The organism is Flavobacterium sp. (assembly GCF_047602195.1).
Lineage (GTDB): Bacteria > Bacteroidota > Bacteroidia > Flavobacteriales > Flavobacteriaceae > Flavobacterium.
In genome coordinates this window covers 2,142,380-2,161,532 of the sequence record NZ_JASGHW010000004.1, presented here as the reverse complement: position 1 = coordinate 2,161,532, position 19,153 = coordinate 2,142,380, and the positions used below count along the sequence as shown (strand labels likewise).

The window sequence follows — 19,153 nt, the reverse complement described above, 5'->3', positions numbered from 1 at the left end:
AAATTATTGCCAGCCTCCGCCAAGGGCACGGTATAATTCGACATTAGAAGAGAGCCTTTCTTTTTTGATATTGGCCAATTCGAGTTCGGCTTTCGAGCAAGTTGCCTTGCGCGATAATGACTTCGAGGTAATTGGCCATGCCATTTTTGAACAATAAATTAGCATTTTTGATGGCTTGGCGAAGGGTTGCCACGCGCTCGCTTGCGACCTTGAATTGCCGTTCCTGCTTTTCAATCTTGGCCAGCGCGCTTGACACTTCGCCTACAGCCACCAGTACGGTTTGGCGGAATTGGATTCCGGCCTGGTCGCGCTGCAGTTTGGCGACCTCATATTGGGTGCGCAATCTTTTTCCGTTGAGCAATGGCGCGGTGAGGCCGCCTGCCACCGTTCCGAACAAAGAAGCCGGAAGGTTGAACAATTTATCGGCTTCAAACGCATTGACACCTCCCGAAGCAGTGATACTGATCGATGGATACAAGCTCGCCTTGGCGATGCCTACATTGGCGTTGGCGGCTTGGAGTGCCAATTCGGCGGCTTTTACATCGGGTCTTTTGCTGAGCAGTTGCGCAGGGATACCGGCCGACAAATCAGATTTGACTTCAATGGCATTCAATCGGCTGCTGCGTTCTTTTGCTTCAGGGAAACTGCCGCTGAGCAAACTCAGTGCGTTCTCCTGCAAAATGATGTGCTGTTCCAATTGCGGAATGAGTTGTGCCGCGACGAGGCGTTGCGCTTCGGTTTGCTGTTTGGCCAATTGCGTGACTTGTCCCGACTCGTATTGCAGGTTCACGATGAACACGCTGCTGTCGTTGAGTTTGAGTGTTTCCTTGGCGACCTGCAGTTGCGCGTCGAGCATCAACAAATCGTAAAACCCTTTGGACACGTTGGCCACGACGGCCGTTTGTACCGCTTTTTTCACTTCGGCCGATTGCTGGTAATTGGCACGCGCACTTCTTTTGCGGTTGCGGATCTTGCCCCAAATATCGGCTTCCCAGGACAGGTTCAAACCGGTCGAGAAATCATCGATGTGGTGCTGTCCGGTGAACTGCTCGGTATTTCTGCCATTGAGGCTGTTTTCGGAAAGTCTGGTCGAGGAAGCATTCCCGAAAGCATTGATTTGCGGGACATTGCCCCATTTTGCCTGACGGAATTGCAGGCTCGCAATCTCGAGATTTTTCTGTGCAATCTCAAGGTCATTGTTTTTGGCCAAAGCCGTTTCGATCAGGGTATTCAAGTCCTTCTCAACGAAGAAATCTTTCCATTGAATATCGGCGATGCTCGTCGTATCGGTAGATGACGCGTTGCGGAAAGCGTCGGGAACCGTTGGTTTTTCCTGTTGTGCGAAGCTGGCAACCGATACGAACAGCAACAGGATTTTAATATAATTGAGATACTTTTTCATGTTAGTCGATTTGATGTTGGTGTGCATTCTGGCCCGATTCATTGTTGATCACGGCCAATGGTTTTCCCGAAACGCGTTCGTGCAAATATTGGAACACGACAAACAATACCGGGATGATGAAGATGCCGAGCAAGACACCTGAAACCATTCCGCCCGCCGCACCGATACTGATCGAGTGGTTACCCAAAGCCGATGGCCCGGTGGCGCGCATCATCGGAATCAATCCGACGACAAAGGCGAATGAGGTCATGATGATCGGACGCAACCTCAGTTTGGCTGCCTCGAGCGCCGATGCAAGCAGCGACTTCCCTGCCCGTCTGCGTTGGATGGCGTATTCGACAATCAGAATCGCATTCTTGGCGAGCAATCCGATGAGCATCACAAGTGCGACCTGTACGTAAATGTTGTTTTCGATTCCGGCCAGGCCGATGGCGGCAAACACCCCGAAAATTCCCGTCGGTATTGATAAAATAACCGCTGCAGGCAAGATGTAGCTTTCGTATTGCGCCGCGAGCAGGAAGAACACGAACAATAAACTGAGCCCAAAAATGACGGCCGATTGTCCGCTGGAAGTGATTTCTTCCTTGGTCAATCCCGAAAATTCGACATCATAACCCAGCGGCAAATATTTCTCGGCCACGTCCTGAACCGCTGCAATCGCATCCCCCGAACTCACGCCCGGTTTGGCAATCGCATTGACGCCGATCGAGTTGAACAGGTTGTAACGCGAAGCGGTTTCCGAACCGTAAATGCGTTTGAGCTTGACCAAGGTATTGATCGGCACCATTTCGCCGAGACGGTTTTTGACGTAAATCCCGTTCATTGCGTCCTGGTTGCTTCTTTCGGCGGCATCGGCTTGGACAACGACGCGGTAGTATTTCCCGAAGCGGTTGAAATCACTGGCCTGCGCACTACCAAAATACCCTTGCATCGTTTGCATGATGTCCTTGACGCTGACGCCGAGCTGTTCGGCCTTGACATCGTCGACTTCCATTTCAAGCTGCGGATAATCGGCTTTGAAGCTCGTAAAGGCAACGGCGAGTTCGGGACGTTTCATCAATTCACCGATGAATCCGTTGGTGATTTCGCTGAAGCGCGTGATGCTTCCGCCGGTTTTATCTTTAAGGACAATATCGAGTCCGTCTACGTTGTTGAAGCCAGGGACTGTTGGAAATGTAAACACGAAGAAATTGGCGCCCTTGATTTGGCTGAGCCTTTGGCGCGTATCGTTCATGATCTCGTTGATGTCTTTCATCTCGCCGCGCTCTTTGGCTGGCTTGAGCAATATGAAAGCGACACCGGCTGACGGGCTCGTCGATTGGGTAAGCAGGTTGAAACCAGACAATTTCATCAATGTCTTTTTGGATTCCATCGCGCCGAGTTTTTCTTCGACTTCGGTCATGACGGCTTTGGTACGGTCAAGTGAAGCACCCGCCGGCATTGACAATGAAATGGCGATAAAGCCTTGGTCTTCCGAAGGGATGAATCCGGTCGGTGTCCTCTTGATCATGAATACGGTAAGCAAGGTCAACACGGCCAATCCGCCGAGACTGAGCCAACGGTGTTTAATCAGAAATCTTAAACTGTTGACATAACGGTTGGTCAATTTGTTAAAGCTGCTGTTGAATCCGATGAAGAATTTTTCCTTGAAATTCTTTGGCTTTTCATCGTGGTGTTCGCCATCGTGTACGTCTTTGAGGAACAAGGCCGCGAGCGCCGGACTCAACGTCAAGGCATTGACCGCCGAAATGACAATCGCAATGGCCAGTGTGAACGCAAATTGTCTATAGAAAACTCCTGTCGAACCTTGCATGAAACCGACCGGCAAGAATACAGCCGACATGACGAGCGTAATCGAAATAATGGCTCCCGTGATTTCGCTCATCGCGGATGTCGTAGCCGCTTTGGCCGACAGTTTCTTGCTGTGCATCTTTTCATGGACGGCCTCGACGACGACAATCGCATCATCAACGACAATACCGATCGCCAATACGAGTGCGAACAGCGTCAACAGGTTGATCGAAAATCCGAAAATGTACATGAAGAAGAACGTACCGAGGATCGAAACCGGAACCGCAATGGCCGGAATCAAGGTCGAACGGAAATCCTGCAGGAACAAGAACACCACAATGAACACGAGGATAAATGCCTCAATCAAGGTCGATTTGACTTGGCTGATCGATTGGTCGAGTGAATCTTTGGTGTTGTACAAAATGAGGTGTTTGACATCTTTCGGAAAATCCTTGGAGGCTTTTTCCATCATTTCGCGCACGGCAATCTGTACGTCACTGGAGTTCGAACCCGGCAACTGATAGACACCGATGTTCAGACCCGATTTGCCGTTGACTTTGGTCGCGCTTCCATAGGTGTACGAACCGAATTCGATGCGTGCCACGTCTTTGAGGCGCAGGATTGAACCGTCATTGTTTGAACGGATGATGATGTTGCCGTAATCCTCTGGCTTGTTGAGTTTTCCTTTGTATTTGATGACGTATTCGAATGCCTCGGTGCTGCTTTCCCCAAATTTACCCGGGGCAGCTTTCAGGTTTTTGTCCTGGATGGCACCCATAACTTCTTTCGGGGTCAGGTTGTAGCTCGCCATTTTGGATGGATTGAGCCACACGCGCATCGAATAATCCTTGCTTCCGCCGAAGATAATGGCTTGGCCTACGCCTGGAATCCTTTTGATTTCGGGGAGGATATTGATCTGGGCGTAGTTGGCCAGGAACGTCTGGTCGTATTGCTGCTCGTTTTCGGTGAACAAATCGACGACCATGAGCAAACTGTTTTGCTGTTTGACGGTCGAAATACCGGCTTGGACCACCTCGACCGGCAATTGGCTCGTGGCTTGGGACACGCGATTTTGCACGTTGACCGCCGCCTGGTCCGGATCGGTACCGAGTTTGAAATTGACGGTGATCACGAGCGTACCGTCGTTACTCGCGGTCGAACTCATGTAGGTCATATTTTCGACCCCGTTAATCGTCTCCTCCAGCGAAGGTGCCACCGAACGGATGATCGTCTCCGCGTTCGCTCCCGGATAAAAAGCAGTTACCTGTACGGCTGGCGGCGCGATATCGGGGAATTGTTGCAAAGGCAGCGTCGAAATACCCAGCATCCCTAGGATCACTATGATAATAGCGATGACTGTCGACAGTACTGGCCTGTCAATAAATTTTTGTAACATGATGAAGATGTGTTGGTTAGCTTTTTTTACAGTTTGGCTACGGCTTTGGTTGGTTTTTCAGGAATGATGACAGAACCGTCGGCCAGGTTTTCAAACCCTTTGGCCACGATGCGGTCGCCGGTTTTGAGTCCGTCCTTGATCAGGTAATCAGTTCCGGCTTTTCCTGCCACGGTCACAGGCTGTTTGGTCACTTTGTTGGCTTTGTCGACGACAAACACGAAGACTTTATCCTGGATTTCAATCGTGGCGTTTTGCGGAATCACAAGGCTGTTCGGGTGTTCGAGTGCGATCTTGACCCGGCCGGTATTTCCGGAGCGCAACAAACCTTTGCTGTTCGGGAAAGTGGCGCGAAGCGTGATGGCGCCTGTATTTTTGTCGAATTGGCCATCGACCATATCGATTTTTCCGTTTTCGGCAAAGACCGAATTGTCAGACAAAACGAGTGAAACCGGTGGCAATTTGTGGAGTTTGTCGCTGAGGCTGTTTCCGGCGTACTGCGATTTGAAGTTGATGAAATCATTTTCACCGAGCGAAAAATACGCATATACTTCACGGATGTCGGACAAAGTCGTCAAGGCTTCCGGATCGGCAATATTGATCAAACTGCCTTGCTTTTTAGGCAATCTTCCGATGTACCCATTGACAGGTGCTTTAATAAGCGTGTACCCCAGATTGATCTGTGCAGTCCCGACCAATGCCTTGGCTTGTGCCACATTGGCTTTGGCAGCGCTGAGTGCAGCTTTGGCCGATTTAAGCTGGTAATCCGAAACGACTTTGTTTTGCACCAGCGGTGTAAGTTTTTCGACTTCAAGCTGGGCGTTGGTCGCAGCAGCTTCGGCGGCATTCAAGTTGGCGTTGGCATTGTTGAGCTGTTCACGGTACGGATTGTCGTTGATCTTGAACAACGGTTGACCGGCGGCAACATATGCGCCTTCATCTACGAAAGCTTTCTTGAGCGTTCCATTGACCTGCGGACGGATTTCTACATCCGATTTGCCACGGATGGCAGCCGGGAACTCGGTATCGGTGGTCGCACTTTGGGCGCTGATGCTCAATACGGGCAAAGTGGCAGGTTGTCCTGCCGGGGCGGTGGCGGTGTTGTCGGCACAACTCCACAAAAACAAAGCGATAAGGCTTGAAAAAAGAAGTGTTCTCATTGTTGAATTGATGTTGAAAGTGATTAAATAATGGTTAATTGATGTTTAAATTTTTGAAACGTTCGTTCCAGAATTATTGCTGATTTTAAAACAAAAAACTTTTATTTCCATAATTTTTGAAATAAACGTTCCAGAATATATTAAAAAAAATATCAGCTATTGTGCACGATACTTTTGATGAGAAAATCGGCCATTTTCTTGACCTTGATTGGGTTGCCCTGCAAAATATAAGACTGTTTCCAACCGGTAAACGACATCATGATGTATTCGGCCATCATGCCGGCGTCTTCTGAGTTGTCGATTTCTCCCGCATCCATGGCCCTTTGGATCAAATCGGTCATGAATTTAAGATAGACATCATTATTTTTACACAGCAGGTTACGGACGGTTTCATCGGTTTGCGCGACCTCGAAAATGGTCTTCACCCCGAGACAACCTTTGTCGCTTTCCACAATCCAGTCCGATTTGTCGCGGATGATACGGATCAGCGCCTGCAACGGCGATTTTTCATTGGCGGCTTTCTGCTTGGTTTCTTCCATCACCTGGTCGGCATAACTGCTCACACATTCGTGGAACAACTGCTGCTTGTCGCCAATGGTATTGTACAAACTGCTTCTGTTGATCTGCATTGCATCCACCAAATCCTGCATCGACGTACCATTATAGCCTTTTTCCCAAAAGACATTCATGGCTTTCTTCACGGTTTCTTCCTTGTTGAATTCAAGATTGCGTCCCATAGGTTTTACAATTTGATGGAGCAAAGATAGATTCTTTTTTGAAACAAGCGTTCCAAAATATAATTTTTATGATTTTTTTGGCAAACCGAAATAAAAAAACCGGACGAATCCGGTTTTAATAATTGACATAATTCTTTGCTATTCCAGGATAAAACTCACCTGAACGTTGGCCACGATGTTGATTTCGCCCGCAGCCAAAGTTTCCCTCGGCGCGCCGCCTACCGCATCGGCTTTGTTCATGGCCATTTCATAATACACCGGTTGTGGGTGGTAGACCTGCGAATTGTCGGAAATCATGAGCGCCTTCCCTACTTTCTGCCCGAGCACCGAAACATAATCCTGCGCCTTGAGCTTGGCTTCCTGCATCGCCAGTTTACGGGCTTCCGACTGGTGGAACGCCAATTTTGACGAACGGAACTCCACATTGTTGATGCGGTTGATGCCCAAATTGACCAAGCCTTCCATCAAAGCATCGTACTGTGAAAGGTCCTTGAGCAGGATTTCAATCGTTTGGTTGGCGAGGTAATTGTATTTCTTTTTGTCGTAATCGTATTGCGGATTGAGCGAAACACGTTGGGTTTGTACATCTTCCTTCGGCAGTTTTTTCTTGAGGTATTGCACCACTTTCTCGACGGTCTCGTCGTTGAGCTTTTTGACTTCGGTGGCGTTGTTGCCCTTGTTTTCCACTGCGATGGAAATAAACGCCTGATCGGGAACCACTTTTACTTTTCCTTCGCCCGAAACGGAGATTTGCGGTTTCGGTTCTGGTGTTACGATTTGTGCTTGTGCAGCAGTGACGGCAACGGTAAACAGGATTAAAAATGCTTTCTTCATAATTGCTTTTTTTTGATGATTTGTGTTTATAAAATTCGGGGCGGGGTTTCCAAATCTTGTGCCATTATAGCTTGCCGAGCTTGTCCATGACAAACAAAATTACAATCGGAATCGCTAACACGATGACCGTGAAGGTGTTCTCGGTCAACATTTCGGGTTGTTTTAAAATGGTGATGACATAACCGCCGACCGCTCCGCCAAAATGCGCGGCATGCCCGATGTTGTCATTCTTCGTCTTCATTCCATAGATCGAATACAACAGGTAAATGATCCCGAAAATATAGCCGGTAATCGGAATCGGAATAAAAAACAAAAACAATTCCCGATCCGGATTAATCAAAATCGCCGAATACAAAATTCCCGTCACCGCGCCCGATGCACCGATGGCCCGGTAGCTGTAATCGTCCTTGTGCATGACCAAGGTGAGCAAACTTCCAAAAACCAAACTCGCGAGGTAAATCAGCAAAAAAGTGGTGCCGCCAAATTCGGCAATGACCGTAGGCGCAAAAAAATACAGCGTGAGCATATTGAACGCCAGATGCATGATATCGGCATGCAAAAAACCCGAAGTAATCATGCGGATTTGCTCGCCTGCGCGGATGCTGCCGATGTGGAATTCGTATTTTCGGAAAAAAGCCAAATCGTTAAATCCCTTAAAACTGACCACGATGTTCGCGGCGATAAGGGCCAGGAGAATGATGTTCATGTTGGTTGTATTTACTTTACACCGTTGGGCCGCCTTGGCTTCGGGTGCCGTAAAAATAGCAATACTTTTCTTTAGCTTTTGTTAAATTCTCGACCCCGAATCGGCTTTTAAATGTATATTTGCAGCGAACTGAACGATGTAAATTTCCAGCGTTAATGCAATATTTTATTTACCTGCTTGCCTATCCCCTGCTCTGGTGCGTTTCCATATTGCCGTTTCCGTTGTTGTACCTGTTCTCCGACTTCATCTACCTGATCGTGTATTACCTGATCGGTTACCGCAAAAATACCGTGCGCAAGAACCTCGCCCTGGCTTTTCCAGAAATGTCCGAGAAAGAGCGGCTGCGCATCGAAAAAAAATCGTACCGCCATTTGTGCGACATGTTCCTCGAAATGATCAAGACGCTGACGATTTCTGAAAAGGAGATCAAGAAACGTTTCCACTTTACCAATATCGAAGTGTACAAGGCACTCGAAAAAGAAGACAAAAGCATCGCGATGATGCTCGCGCATTACGCCAGCTACGAATGGGTGATTTCGATGAACTATTATGTCAATTTCCCAGGTTATGCGATTTACAAACGCATCGCCAATCCGTATTTCGACAAGCTCGTGCGCGACATCCGATCGAAGTTCAAGGCTTACCTGATCACGACCAAAAACACGATTCCGGCCATTCGCGAAAACGAAAAGAATGGCATCCGTGGCGTGTACGGTTTTGCCAGCGACCAATCGCCCAAGGCAGACAAAGCCTATCATTGGTCGACTTTCATGAACATTGTCACGCCGGTCCATACCGGAGCCGAAATGCTCGCCAAGAAGTTCAACATGAACGTGATTTTCCTCAGGGTCAAAAAACTCAAACGCGGCCATTATGAAGCGACTTTCGAAATCCTGTCGGATGATGCCAAGAACGTGCCCGATTACCAAATCACCGACCGTTTCCTGGCGCTGGTCGAACAGCAAATCCACGAGGCTCCTGAATATTATTTGTGGACGCACAAACGATGGAAACACAAGGCGGAAGATAATTAAAAAGAAAGGCCATTTAGTTAAAGATCGCTTCTTGCAGCGCAGCGATCTATCAATATAGCGGTCTAATTTTCAAACCAACTTTTGACCATTGCCTTTTCGGCCTGTTGGGCGTCCTTGTGCAAAAATTCATTCGATTCTTTGTTGTAGTTGTAGTCTTGGCCCCACTGGGTGAAATGTGCCGCCAATTCCTTGATGCTTTCACAAACGTATTGGATTTCGGCATTGGTCGTCGTCGGGTGGATCGACATCCGGATCCAGCCCGGTTTCTGGATCAAATCGCCGAGCGTGATTTTCTCGGTCAGGTAATGCGACTGCTCCTGGTCTACGTGCAACAGGTAATGTCCGTACGTTCCGGCACAACTGCAACCACCACGGGTTTGGATGCCAAATCGGTCGTTGAGCAATTTCACGCCCAAATTGAAATGCAGCCCGTCGATGTAAAACGAAATCACGCCCAGACGGTTTTGGTGCTGTCCGGCGAGAATGTTGATGTTCGACACGCCACCCAATTCTGAAAACACATAATCGACGATCTCATGCTCGCGTCGAAGGATGTTTTCTACGCCCATCTGCTCCTTGAGCCGAATCGCCAAAGCGGTTTTGATGACTTGCAAAAAACCCGGTGTCCCGCCATCTTCGCGGTCTTCGATGTTGTCAACGTATTTGTGTTCGCCCCACGGATTGGTCCAACTTACGGTTCCGCCACCCGGATGATCGGGTATCATGTTGTGGTACAATTTCTTATTGAAAATGAGTACGCCCGAAGTACCCGGGCCGCCCAGGAACTTATGCGGCGAGAAGAAAATCGCGTCGAGATAAGCCTCGGGATCCTGCGGATGCATGTCGATCTGCACGTAGGGGCCCGAACAGGCAAAATCCACAAAACAAACCCCATTGTTGCGGTGCATCAATTTGGCCACTTCGTAATAAGGCGTCTTGATTCCGGTAACGTTCGAACAGGAAGTGATCGAAGCAATCTTGATTGCGCGGTCTTTGTATTTGCCGAGCAATTCGGTGAAATTATCGAGACAGAACAGTCCTTTTTCACAGGAAGGAATCACGACCACATCGGCTATGGTTTCGAGCCAAGAGGTTTGGTTGGAATGGTGTTCCATGTGCGAGACAAACACGATCGGTTTTTTCTCGGCCGGAACATTCGTATACGCCTTGAGGTTTTCTGGAATCTTGAGCCCCAGGATGCGCTGGAATTTATTGATGACGCCCGTCATTCCGGTACCATCGGTGATCAGGATGTCGTCGTGGCTTGCGTTGACATGTTGTTTGATGATGTGCCGCGCTTCGTGGTAAGCCATCGTCATGGTAGTGCCCGAAACGGTAGTCTCGGTATGCGTATTGGCTACAAACGGGCCAAATTCATTCATCATTTTTTCTTCAATCGGACGGTACAGACGGCCGCTGGCGGTCCAGTCGGTGTAGACGATTTGCTTGGTGCCAAAAGGCGAAACGAATTCCTGGTCGATCCCGATGATGTTCTTGCGGAAGGGCGCAAAATATTGCTCGAGCTCAGTAGGAATGGTGCTATTTGCTGCAATCATGACAATGAATTTGGATGGCGTAAATGTATGGATTTTTTAGAAAAAACCATTGCCGGACACATTTTAACAGTATACAATCTTGTTGTTTTGACCATCCAAAAATGGGGATTTTCCCTTATCGTTGTAATTTAAAAATCGATTATATTTACAACAGGCAGATCAAATCCTGTATCATTCAAATTCTTATACCGATGGAAATCAATTCACTGGCTTTTCAAATCATCCAACAAAATAAAAAAAACAACGAAAAAGTAATCGACCTCGGCAATTGCAACCTGCACGACGATTCCCCCGAACTCAAGGAACTTGCCGATATGCATCACCTGGAAACCATCAACCTGGGCGCCTATTACTACATTGATGAACTGGGTACGAACACGGCCAACCCTGGCAGCAAGAATGAGTTTACGAAAATCCCGGCCACGCTCCCCAAAACCATCAAAAAGCTGTACCTGAACCGTATCCAGCTCAGGAGCCTGCAAAACGTACACCTCTATCCTGAACTCCGGTACCTGGATTGTTACGGCAACGAAATCAAGTCGTTGGAATACCTGGCCCCTAATCCCAACCTGCATTCGCTGGGGCTGAGTCGGAATTTACTCGATTCGCTGCACGGTATCGAATGCTGCCCGAATATCGAAAGGTTGTATTTGGGACAAAACCGGCTCACCGAAATCGACGCCGACCAGTTCAGCCGTTTCCAAAACCTGAAGTTGTTGTACCTGTACCGCAATGCCATCGAGAAGATTGACTTCTTGCAGCATTGCCGTAGCCTCACGCAATTGTACATGCAGGACAACAAAGTATTCAACATCGACGCCCTGGCGCCTTTGTCCAATCTCCAAACCATCGATTTGAGTGAAAATCCGATCATGAGCAACAAAGTCAATTTTACGACCTTGCTCACGACAAACGGCCCAATGATCCGCGCCATGGTCCGCGATATGAGCCTGGCCCAGTTGCTGATCGATGATTTCAAAAATTCTGACGGCTATTTCCTCGACTTGGGCAATTGCGGACTGACCAACCGTTCACAAGAACTCGAGCTGCTAAAGTCCTTGAACAAAGCCACCAGCATCAGCCTCGGTGACGGCTATTATGACGATGCCAAGGAGAGTACGTTTCAGAAAACCCGCAACATCGGGGCCAGCAACACTTTCTCTGAGATACCGCTGCTCCATCCAAACGTCACCAAGTTGCAGATCAGAAGCTGCGGCCTGCGCAAAATAAGCAACCTGTCCACGCTCAAAAAACTCGTGCTGCTCGACTTGTCTTACAACCAGATCAAGAAAATTGAAGGACTCGAGGCTGCGGCCGGACTGCTGGAAATTGCCCTGCACGGCAACAAAATCGAGAAAATCGAAGGGCTCGAACGCCATACCAAACTGCGTACGCTCCACCTGAGCGGCAATGAAATCACCAAGATTGAAGGACTCGAAAAAAACACCAACCTGCAGGAACTTTATCTGTATTCCAATAAAATAGAATCCGTAGAGCCGGTCACCCGATTCAAATCGCTCGGAAAAATAAGCCTCGCCTCTAACCCGATCATCGATTGTCCGCAGGAAGTATGGACCAGCAACGACATCAAACAGCTCAAGGCATTTTTCAATTCGACCAATAACCTGCCGCCGCCGCCAAAAGCCGTCAAGACCAAAACGCCTGTTCCGGAGGCGTCCGCTGGCGGAAGCGAATTCCCGATCGATGTCAAGCTCATCATTCTCGGCAACAGCAATACGGGTAAAACCCATTTGGCGCATTTCCTCGAAACCGGTAAGTTCCTTAACGACCGCAATTCGACGCACGGACTCGCCGTCAAACGCTGGAAGCCGGACGTCAAAAGGTTTCCACAACTCAAAAACATCGAGGTTTGCATCTGGGATTTCGGCGGACAGGAATACTACCACGAATCTTACCGGTTGTTCCTGGGCAACGACGCGATCAATCTCATTTTTTGGTGCACCGATTCAGACCTCAATAAAAAATGCGAAGAAAAAGTCTCGGCCACCAAAACTGCGCTGATCGACCATTTTGAAAAGACGTATTGGCTCGATACTATTGATTTTTACCAGAACCCGAAACTCAAAATGCCGCTGTTCGTCGTCCAGAACAAGGTCGATGAGATGGGACAAAAAAACAGGATCGCGCAGGAAATCCACCACACCTATGGCATTGACGAATCGTTCCACATCAGCATCCGCGAAGGCGCCAAAGGCGTGTATGCCAACCAGCGCGAGCTCAATCATTTTACCAATTACCTGGCCGACGCGATTGCCGAATTGGGCAACCGCGACACCAAGCGGTACGATGACGGCTTCTATTTCATCCGCAATGAGATTCTCGCCTTGGCCCAGCCGGGCAATAACTCGATTTTCAAGAAATATGTCAAGGAAGGGCTTCGCATCGAAATCGATGATTTTTATGAAGTGTGCCGGAAACAGAAGTTCAAGAATTACCAGTATTATCCGGAATGGCTCAACAAAGGAAGCATCGTCAATTATTTTTCCGCCAACGAGGACCTCAAAAATGTCATTTTCATCAACCCAAGGAAACTTTCGGATGAAATTTACAACCTTTTGAATGCTAAAGTCCTGGGCAACGGCGGCGAATTGCCCAAAAAAAGCAACCAAAAAAAATGGATCATCAGCGCCATGAAAAGCCTCGACTTGATTTACGACCACCCGACCAAGGAAAACCATTACCTTATTCCGCAATATTTGCCCGAGGAGCATGCCATCGACGGACTGTTCAAGATTGCCTCCTCGAATGCCTGGCAAAATTCGTTCTGGGTCAAAGTGCCCATCTTTTTCTACAAGAAACTCATGCACTTTTTGCTCATCCAGCACATCACCACCAATGCCGATGCGCGTTATTTCTGGAAAAATGGCATCCTGATGCTCATCAACGGAAAAAAAGTACTGATCAAGGGCCTGCACCCCGAGGAGGAAGGGCTTATCCAGATCAGTATAGAGGACGGCGATCCCACTTTGCAGAAAAGAATCTTCCAGACCATCCTCAATTTCAGGGTTACCTCGACGGCAGACGATATGGAGCGCCTGTCCAAAAATGACCGTTCGCCAGAAATGCTCGGGGAAGAAAATTCTTTCATCAAAAGGCTTGCGATTTCGACCGACAAGGTACATTTCGACTCCTATATGTACCTGAAGGAATTGTCCCAAATCTCCGAAGGCACCGACAACAGGCTCATCCGTTACAAGCAAATCGTACCGCTCGATATCAAAGGCAGTGAGCCCAAGAATGTCTTTGTTTCCTATTCGCACAAAAACACGGTCTGGCTGGGCAAAATCAGGAACCACCTTTCCGGATTGCGCCGAAGCAACCACATCAAGGACTGGACCGACCAGGAAATTTTCGCCGGGGAAAAATGGGACCAGAAAATCAAGGAGCAGATCGAAAAGGCCGACGTCTTTATCCTTTTGCTTTCCGCAGATTTCATCGCCTCGGATTACATCTGGAACACCGAACTCAAGGCGGTATTCGACAAACACATCAACCGCAATGCAACGGTCATCCCGATTTACGTGGAATCCTGCGATTTGCGTGCCTTGCCGAACATCAAAATCGACGGCAACAGTTCGAGCATTTCGTTTTCCAACCAAGGCGCGCGCACAAGCCTGCGTGATTTTGAAATCATCCCCAAAAACAAGGACGAGCAGCTCAAGCCGCTGAACCTATGGGAGAACGAGGCCGAGGCATTGACCAAAGTCGCCGAAAGAATTCGCGAAGTCATCCTCGAAAAACCCACCATACCGCTGGCTTGATGGAATAAAAAAACCGGCCCAAAGACCGGTTTATATTTTTAGATTCCTGCAATCGCCTTCATCTCGTTCATGATCCGGATCGCGAGTTCATCGGCGGCGGCCTGCGTTTTGGCCTCGGTGTAGATGCGGATGATCGGTTCGGTATTCGATTTTCTAAGGTGTACCCAGTTTTCGGCAAAGTCGATCTTGACGCCGTCGATGGTCGAAATCTGTTCCTGTTTGTATTTGGCTTCCATCGCGGTCAAAATCCCGTCCACATCGATCTGCGGCGTGAGCTCGATCTTGTTCTTGCTCATGAAATATTCCGGATACGAGGCGCGCAATTCGGAAACCTTCATTTTCTTGTTGGCCAGATGTGTCAGGAACAACGCCACGCCCACGAGACTGTCGCGACCGTAGTGCAAGTCCGGATAAATGATTCCGCCGTTGCCCTCGCCGCCAATCACAGCCTTGTTTTTCTTCATGAGCTCCACGACGTTCACCTCGCCTACCGCACTGGCTTCGTAGGTTCCGTTGTGGTTATTGGTCACATCACGCAAGGCACGTGACGAAGACATGTTCGAAACCGTATTGCCCGGTGTCTTTGACAGCACATAATCGGCCACGGCCACCAAAGTATATTCTTCGCCGAACATTTCACCGTCCTCGCTGATGAACGCCAAACGGTCCACATCGGGATCGACGACAATTCCGAGGTCGGCTTTTTCGTCCACGACCATTTTGCAGATGTCGCCCAAATGTTCCTTCAAAGGCTCCGGATTGTGCGGGAAATGCCCGTTCGGCTCGCAATACAATTTGATCGCTTCCACGCCCATTTGCTCGAGCAATTTGGGAATGATGATCCCGCCCGATGAATTCACGCCATCGACAACCACTTTAAATTTGGCGGCTTTAACAGCTTCAACATCCACAAGTGGCAATTCCAGAACTTCATCGATGTGGATGTCCATGTAAGCGTCATTGGGTGTAATCGTGCCAAGGTTGTCCACATCCGAAAAATCAAACGCTTCGTTTTCGGCGATGTCGAGGATTTTCGCCCCTTCGGCCCCGCTCAGGAATTCGCCCTTTTCGTTGAGCAACTTGAGCGCATTCCATTGTTTGGGGTTGTGCGACGCGGTCAGGATGATGCCGCCATCGGCCTTTTCAAGCGGCACGGCAACTTCTACCGTCGGCGTGGTCGACAAGCCGAGGTCGATCACATCGATGCCCAAGCCAATCAAGGTGTTGACCACCAAATTATGGATCATCGGACCCGAAATGCGCGCGTCGCGGCCGATCACCACGGTTAACTTTTCTTTGTTGCTGTAATTCTTGAGCCAGGTGCCGTAAGCCGAAGCGAATTTCACGGCGTCTACCGGCGTCAGGTTGTCGCCCGTCTTTCCGCCTATGGTTCCGCGGATGCCCGATATGGATTTGATTAATGTCATGGGAATATTTTGGATTTATGATTTATGATTTTAGATTTTGGCGTGCCGGCGCTTGCAAATTCTTTCTTCCAATTGAAATTCTTTGCGCCGTCAGGCTTTCGGCTGCACGCGGTGCTTGCCTCAATCCTTCACGCAAAACAGTGCAAATATAAGAGTTGCAAATTTCAAAGTCACAAAGTTTCAAAGTTTTCGACGATAGCATCAATTTCATCGGGGAGTTTCCTTTTGTTAAGGTTTTAAGAATCCGCGGTGTTAATTTGTGTGAAAATTCGTTAATCTGCGTTAATTCAAATTTTGCTAAGCGAATTCTTACTTTCTTCGGACTACCAATTTAAAACCAGACAAACATGAAAAAAATTATGCTCTCCGCCGCACTATTGCTGTGCGCATTTTTATCCAACGCCCAAGAATCGGGCAATGAACCCAAAACCGATTTCAAAAGATTCTACATCAATGCTTCGAGCGATTTCACCGACGAATATTCATCGAGCGCATTTCTGGGTTTCGAATACCAATTCAAGAACGAATCTTCGGTAGGGATCAGTTTCAGCTACAGGGAATCGAAAGACGTCAATAATTTTTATACGCCCGATCTGACCAATTACGGCTTCCAACTCCAATTCAATCACGACTGGAGCCGCTTGATCGGGTTAAACACAAATAAATTCGACCTCTACACCGGACTCAATTTCGGGTTGACGCGTCAGGAAGTCAAACAAGGAAACGCCTTGGTTAGCATTTACGAGGACGGCAGCAACTTTTTTACGGCTGGCGGCCAACTCGGCGCACGCTATTTCTTCTATAAAGGTTTAGGCGTCAATGTCGAGCTCAACGCCAACAGCGATTTTGACGGCGCCAATATCAAATTCGGTTCCGATCCCCGGATAGGCGTCAGGACCGGTCTCACCTACAAGTTTTAATACCAACAAACATTTTTTTACAACGCCGAAGTGGATTCTGGAAACAGGTCCACTTCTTTTTTGGGGCCTTGCGTTTTTGAAGGCGAAGTTTCGTATCTTTAAAACATCAACAGAAACACCATGAATTTCCTTGCCCACATTTACCTCTCCGGAGACAACGACCTGATCAAAATCGGGAATTTCATGGCCGACGGCATCCGCGGCAAACAATACGAACACCTGCCGGCCGACATCCAGAAAGGCATCTTGCTGCACCGCGCCATCGATACTTTTACCGATTCCCATCCCGTTTTCCGCCAAAGCACCAAAAGGCTGCACGACAAGTACCACCATTATGCCGGCGTGATCGTCGATGTGTTTTACGACCATTTCCTCGCAAAGAATTGGGTCAAATATTCCGATGAAAAGCTCGAAACTTTCGTACTCAATTTCTACCAATCGCTGATGGACAACCAGGATTTCCTGACCGAAAAAACCATCGGCATGATGCCCTATATGATCAAATTCAACTGGTTGTGGAACTATCAGTTCATCGATGGCATCGCGCGCATCCTGTTCCAGATGGACCAGCGCACCAAAAACAATTCGAAAATGCAACACTCGATCGACGACCTCAAGGAATTCTACGCGGATTTCGAAAATGAATTCACGGTTTTCTTTCGAAGACCTGCGCGTTTTCGTCGAGCAAAAAAAGGCCGAATTATGAAAAGGATTTTCCTTTCGCTTCTACTTTTCGCCACCCTATCCCACGCCCAAAAAGGACTCATCGCGCAAAAAGCCATGGTAGTTTCGGCGCGTGAAGAAGCTTCGCAGATTGGTACCGAAATCATGAGACAGGGCGGCAATGCCTTCGATGCGATGATCGCGACACAACTGGCTTTGGCCGTAGCCTATCCGTATGCCGGAAACTTGGGCGGCGGCGGTTTCATGGTGTATCGGCTGCGAAATGGCGAAACGGGTACACTTGATTTCCGTGAAATCGCCCCGATGGCCGCAAGCAAGAACATGTTCCTCGACGCCCACGGCAATGTCATCCCCGATTTGAGTACAGATTCGGGACTGGCAGTCGGGATTCCGGGAACGGTAGCGGGCATTTTCGCCGTACACCAGAAATTCGGCTCGTTTCCACTCGACAAAATCTTCCAGCCTGTCATTGCCTTGGCAGAAAAAGGCGTTGTGGTTACCCCAAAACAACTCGTCCAAATCGATGAAAGCAAAAAAGCAATCATCGAAATAAATGGCGATAAAGTATTCTACAACAAGACATTTAAAGTCGGAGATACCATCAAATATCCACAGCTCGCCCAAACCTTGAAACGCCTCCTCAAGAATGGGCGCGACGAATTCTACAAAGGTGAAACCGCAAAAAAACTGGTCGCTTTTTTACAGAAAAAAGGCGGCATCATTACCTTGAAGGATCTGTCTTCCTACGAGGCCAAATGGCGCGATCCACTCAAATTCACCTACAAAAACCTGAACATCATTTCGATGGCACCGCCCAGCAGCGGCGGATTTTGCCTGGCGCAGATTTTCAAGATGATCGAACCGTTCGATGTGTTCCAGCTCAAACACAATTCAGAAAAATACATCCAGGTCTTGACCGAGGCCGAACGCCGTTCGTTTGCCGATCGCAATTTTTACCTCGGCGACCCCGATTTTGTCAAGATTCCGACTGCGCAATTGCTCGATATGGATTACCTGTACAAACGCATTGAAAGTTTCAGTTTTGCCAAAGCCACGCCTTCTTCCGAAATATCGCAGGGCAAAGTCCAATTTTCCGAAAGCGACGAGACGACGCATTTTTCGATTGTCGACGCCAAAGGCAATGCGGTCGCCACGACCACGACGCTCAACGGCGCCTATGGCTCGAAACTGCTTTGCGAGGAACTCGGTTTTTTTCTCAACAACGAAATGGACGATTTCAGCGCCAAACCCGGCTCGGCCAACTTTTACGGATTGGTCGGGGCCGAAGCCAACAGCATCGCGCCGCGCAAACGCATGCTGAGCTCGATGACCCCAACAATCGTCGAGCGCAATGGCCGTTTGCTGATGCTGCTCGGTTCGCCGGGCGGTTCGACAATCATCACTTCCATCTTACAGACGATCTTGAATGTGGCCGAATTCCGCATGGGCATGCAACAGGCCGTCAATGCGCCGCGTTTCCACCACCAATGGCTGCCCGATGAAATCCGATTCGAGCCCAATGGTTTTGATAAAATATTGCTCGAATCCCTAGGCCGAAAAGGCTACAAGATCAATGTAGGCCACGCGCCTGTAATCGGGAAGGTCGACGCCATTTTACTGTTGCCCGACGGAACGCTCGAAGGCGGTGCCGACCAACGTGGCGATGACCGCGCGGCCGGGTTTTAAATTTAACTTGACAACAAAGGCATCTTGTCTTAATTTTGCCA

At 48.7% G+C, this 19,153-nt stretch carries 12 protein-coding genes and 1 pseudogene; 5 read left to right on the top strand and 8 right to left on the bottom strand.

Annotated elements, in window-relative coordinates; all coding sequences use genetic code 11:
* Positions 1 to 43 precede the first annotated feature (43 nt).
* The 6 genes from QM717_RS15785 to QM717_RS15760 form a co-directional block, all read right to left on the bottom strand.
* A complete protein-coding gene (locus QM717_RS15785; protein WP_415038880.1) occupies positions 44 to 1,402 on the bottom strand; it encodes an efflux transporter outer membrane subunit in 1,359 nt (452 codons plus the stop codon).
* A gap of 1 nt (position 1,403) precedes the next feature.
* Positions 1,404 to 4,589, bottom strand: coding sequence for an efflux RND transporter permease subunit (locus tag QM717_RS15780; RefSeq protein ID WP_415038878.1), 3,186 nt, complete (start codon positions 4,587 to 4,589; stop codon positions 1,404 to 1,406).
* Positions 4,590 to 4,615: 26 nt separating this feature from the next.
* Positions 4,616 to 5,746 carry an efflux RND transporter periplasmic adaptor subunit gene (locus QM717_RS15775; RefSeq protein WP_415038876.1) on the bottom strand — a complete coding sequence of 377 codons (1,131 nt, stop codon included), beginning with the start codon at positions 5,744 to 5,746 and terminating at the stop codon, positions 4,616 to 4,618.
* A 152-nt stretch (positions 5,747 to 5,898) separates the two neighbouring features.
* The gene (locus tag QM717_RS15770; protein WP_415038874.1) at positions 5,899 to 6,483 is read right to left on the bottom strand and encodes a TetR/AcrR family transcriptional regulator; all 585 of its coding nucleotides are present in this window, start codon (positions 6,481 to 6,483) and stop codon (positions 5,899 to 5,901) included.
* A 138-nt stretch (positions 6,484 to 6,621) separates the two neighbouring features.
* Positions 6,622 to 7,317 (bottom strand): SIMPL domain-containing protein, encoded by a 696-nt coding sequence (locus tag QM717_RS15765; protein ID WP_415038873.1) that lies wholly within the window; start codon positions 7,315 to 7,317, stop codon positions 6,622 to 6,624.
* 64 nt (positions 7,318 to 7,381) lie between these two features.
* Positions 7,382 to 8,023, bottom strand: coding sequence for a rhomboid family intramembrane serine protease (locus QM717_RS15760; RefSeq protein ID WP_415038871.1), 642 nt, complete (start codon positions 8,021 to 8,023; stop codon positions 7,382 to 7,384).
* 155 nt (positions 8,024 to 8,178) lie between these two features.
* Here QM717_RS15760 and QM717_RS15755 point away from each other — a divergent pair, with 155 nt between their 5' ends.
* A complete protein-coding gene (locus QM717_RS15755) occupies positions 8,179 to 9,057 on the top strand; it encodes a lysophospholipid acyltransferase family protein (protein ID WP_415038870.1) in 879 nt (292 codons plus the stop codon).
* Positions 9,058 to 9,119: 62 nt separating this feature from the next.
* Here QM717_RS15755 and QM717_RS15750 read toward each other — a convergent pair whose 3' ends face one another.
* Positions 9,120 to 10,613, bottom strand: a complete 1,494-nt coding sequence (locus QM717_RS15750) for an aminotransferase class V-fold PLP-dependent enzyme (protein ID WP_415038868.1) — start codon at positions 10,611 to 10,613, stop codon at positions 9,120 to 9,122.
* A gap of 191 nt (positions 10,614 to 10,804) precedes the next feature.
* On the opposite strand from QM717_RS15750, the gene QM717_RS15745 reads away from it, so the two are divergent.
* Positions 10,805 to 14,395: a leucine-rich repeat protein gene (locus QM717_RS15745; protein WP_415038866.1), complete on the top strand. Its 3,591-nt coding sequence runs from the start codon at positions 10,805 to 10,807 to the stop codon at positions 14,393 to 14,395.
* Positions 14,396 to 14,433: 38 nt separating this feature from the next.
* Here the strand turns inward: QM717_RS15745 and glmM are convergent, their stop codons facing one another.
* Positions 14,434 to 15,822: a phosphoglucosamine mutase gene (gene glmM, locus QM717_RS15740; protein WP_415038865.1), complete on the bottom strand. Its 1,389-nt coding sequence runs from the start codon at positions 15,820 to 15,822 to the stop codon at positions 14,434 to 14,436.
* 347 nt (positions 15,823 to 16,169) lie between these two features.
* Here glmM and QM717_RS15735 point away from each other — a divergent pair, with 347 nt between their 5' ends.
* The 3 genes and pseudogenes from QM717_RS15735 to ggt all read left to right on the top strand — a co-directional run bounded on the left by QM717_RS15735 (position 16,170) and on the right by ggt (position 19,112).
* On the top strand, positions 16,170 to 16,742 hold the full coding sequence (locus QM717_RS15735) for an outer membrane beta-barrel protein (protein WP_415038863.1): 573 nt from the start codon (positions 16,170 to 16,172) through the stop codon (positions 16,740 to 16,742).
* 120 nt (positions 16,743 to 16,862) lie between these two features.
* Positions 16,863 to 17,393, top strand: a pseudogene (locus QM717_RS15730) (ACP phosphodiesterase); the annotation flags it as partial.
* A 51-nt stretch (positions 17,394 to 17,444) separates the two neighbouring features.
* The gene (gene ggt / locus QM717_RS15725; RefSeq protein ID WP_415040150.1) at positions 17,445 to 19,112 is read left to right on the top strand and encodes a gamma-glutamyltransferase; all 1,668 of its coding nucleotides are present in this window, start codon (positions 17,445 to 17,447) and stop codon (positions 19,110 to 19,112) included.
* Positions 19,113 to 19,153 lie beyond the last annotated feature (41 nt).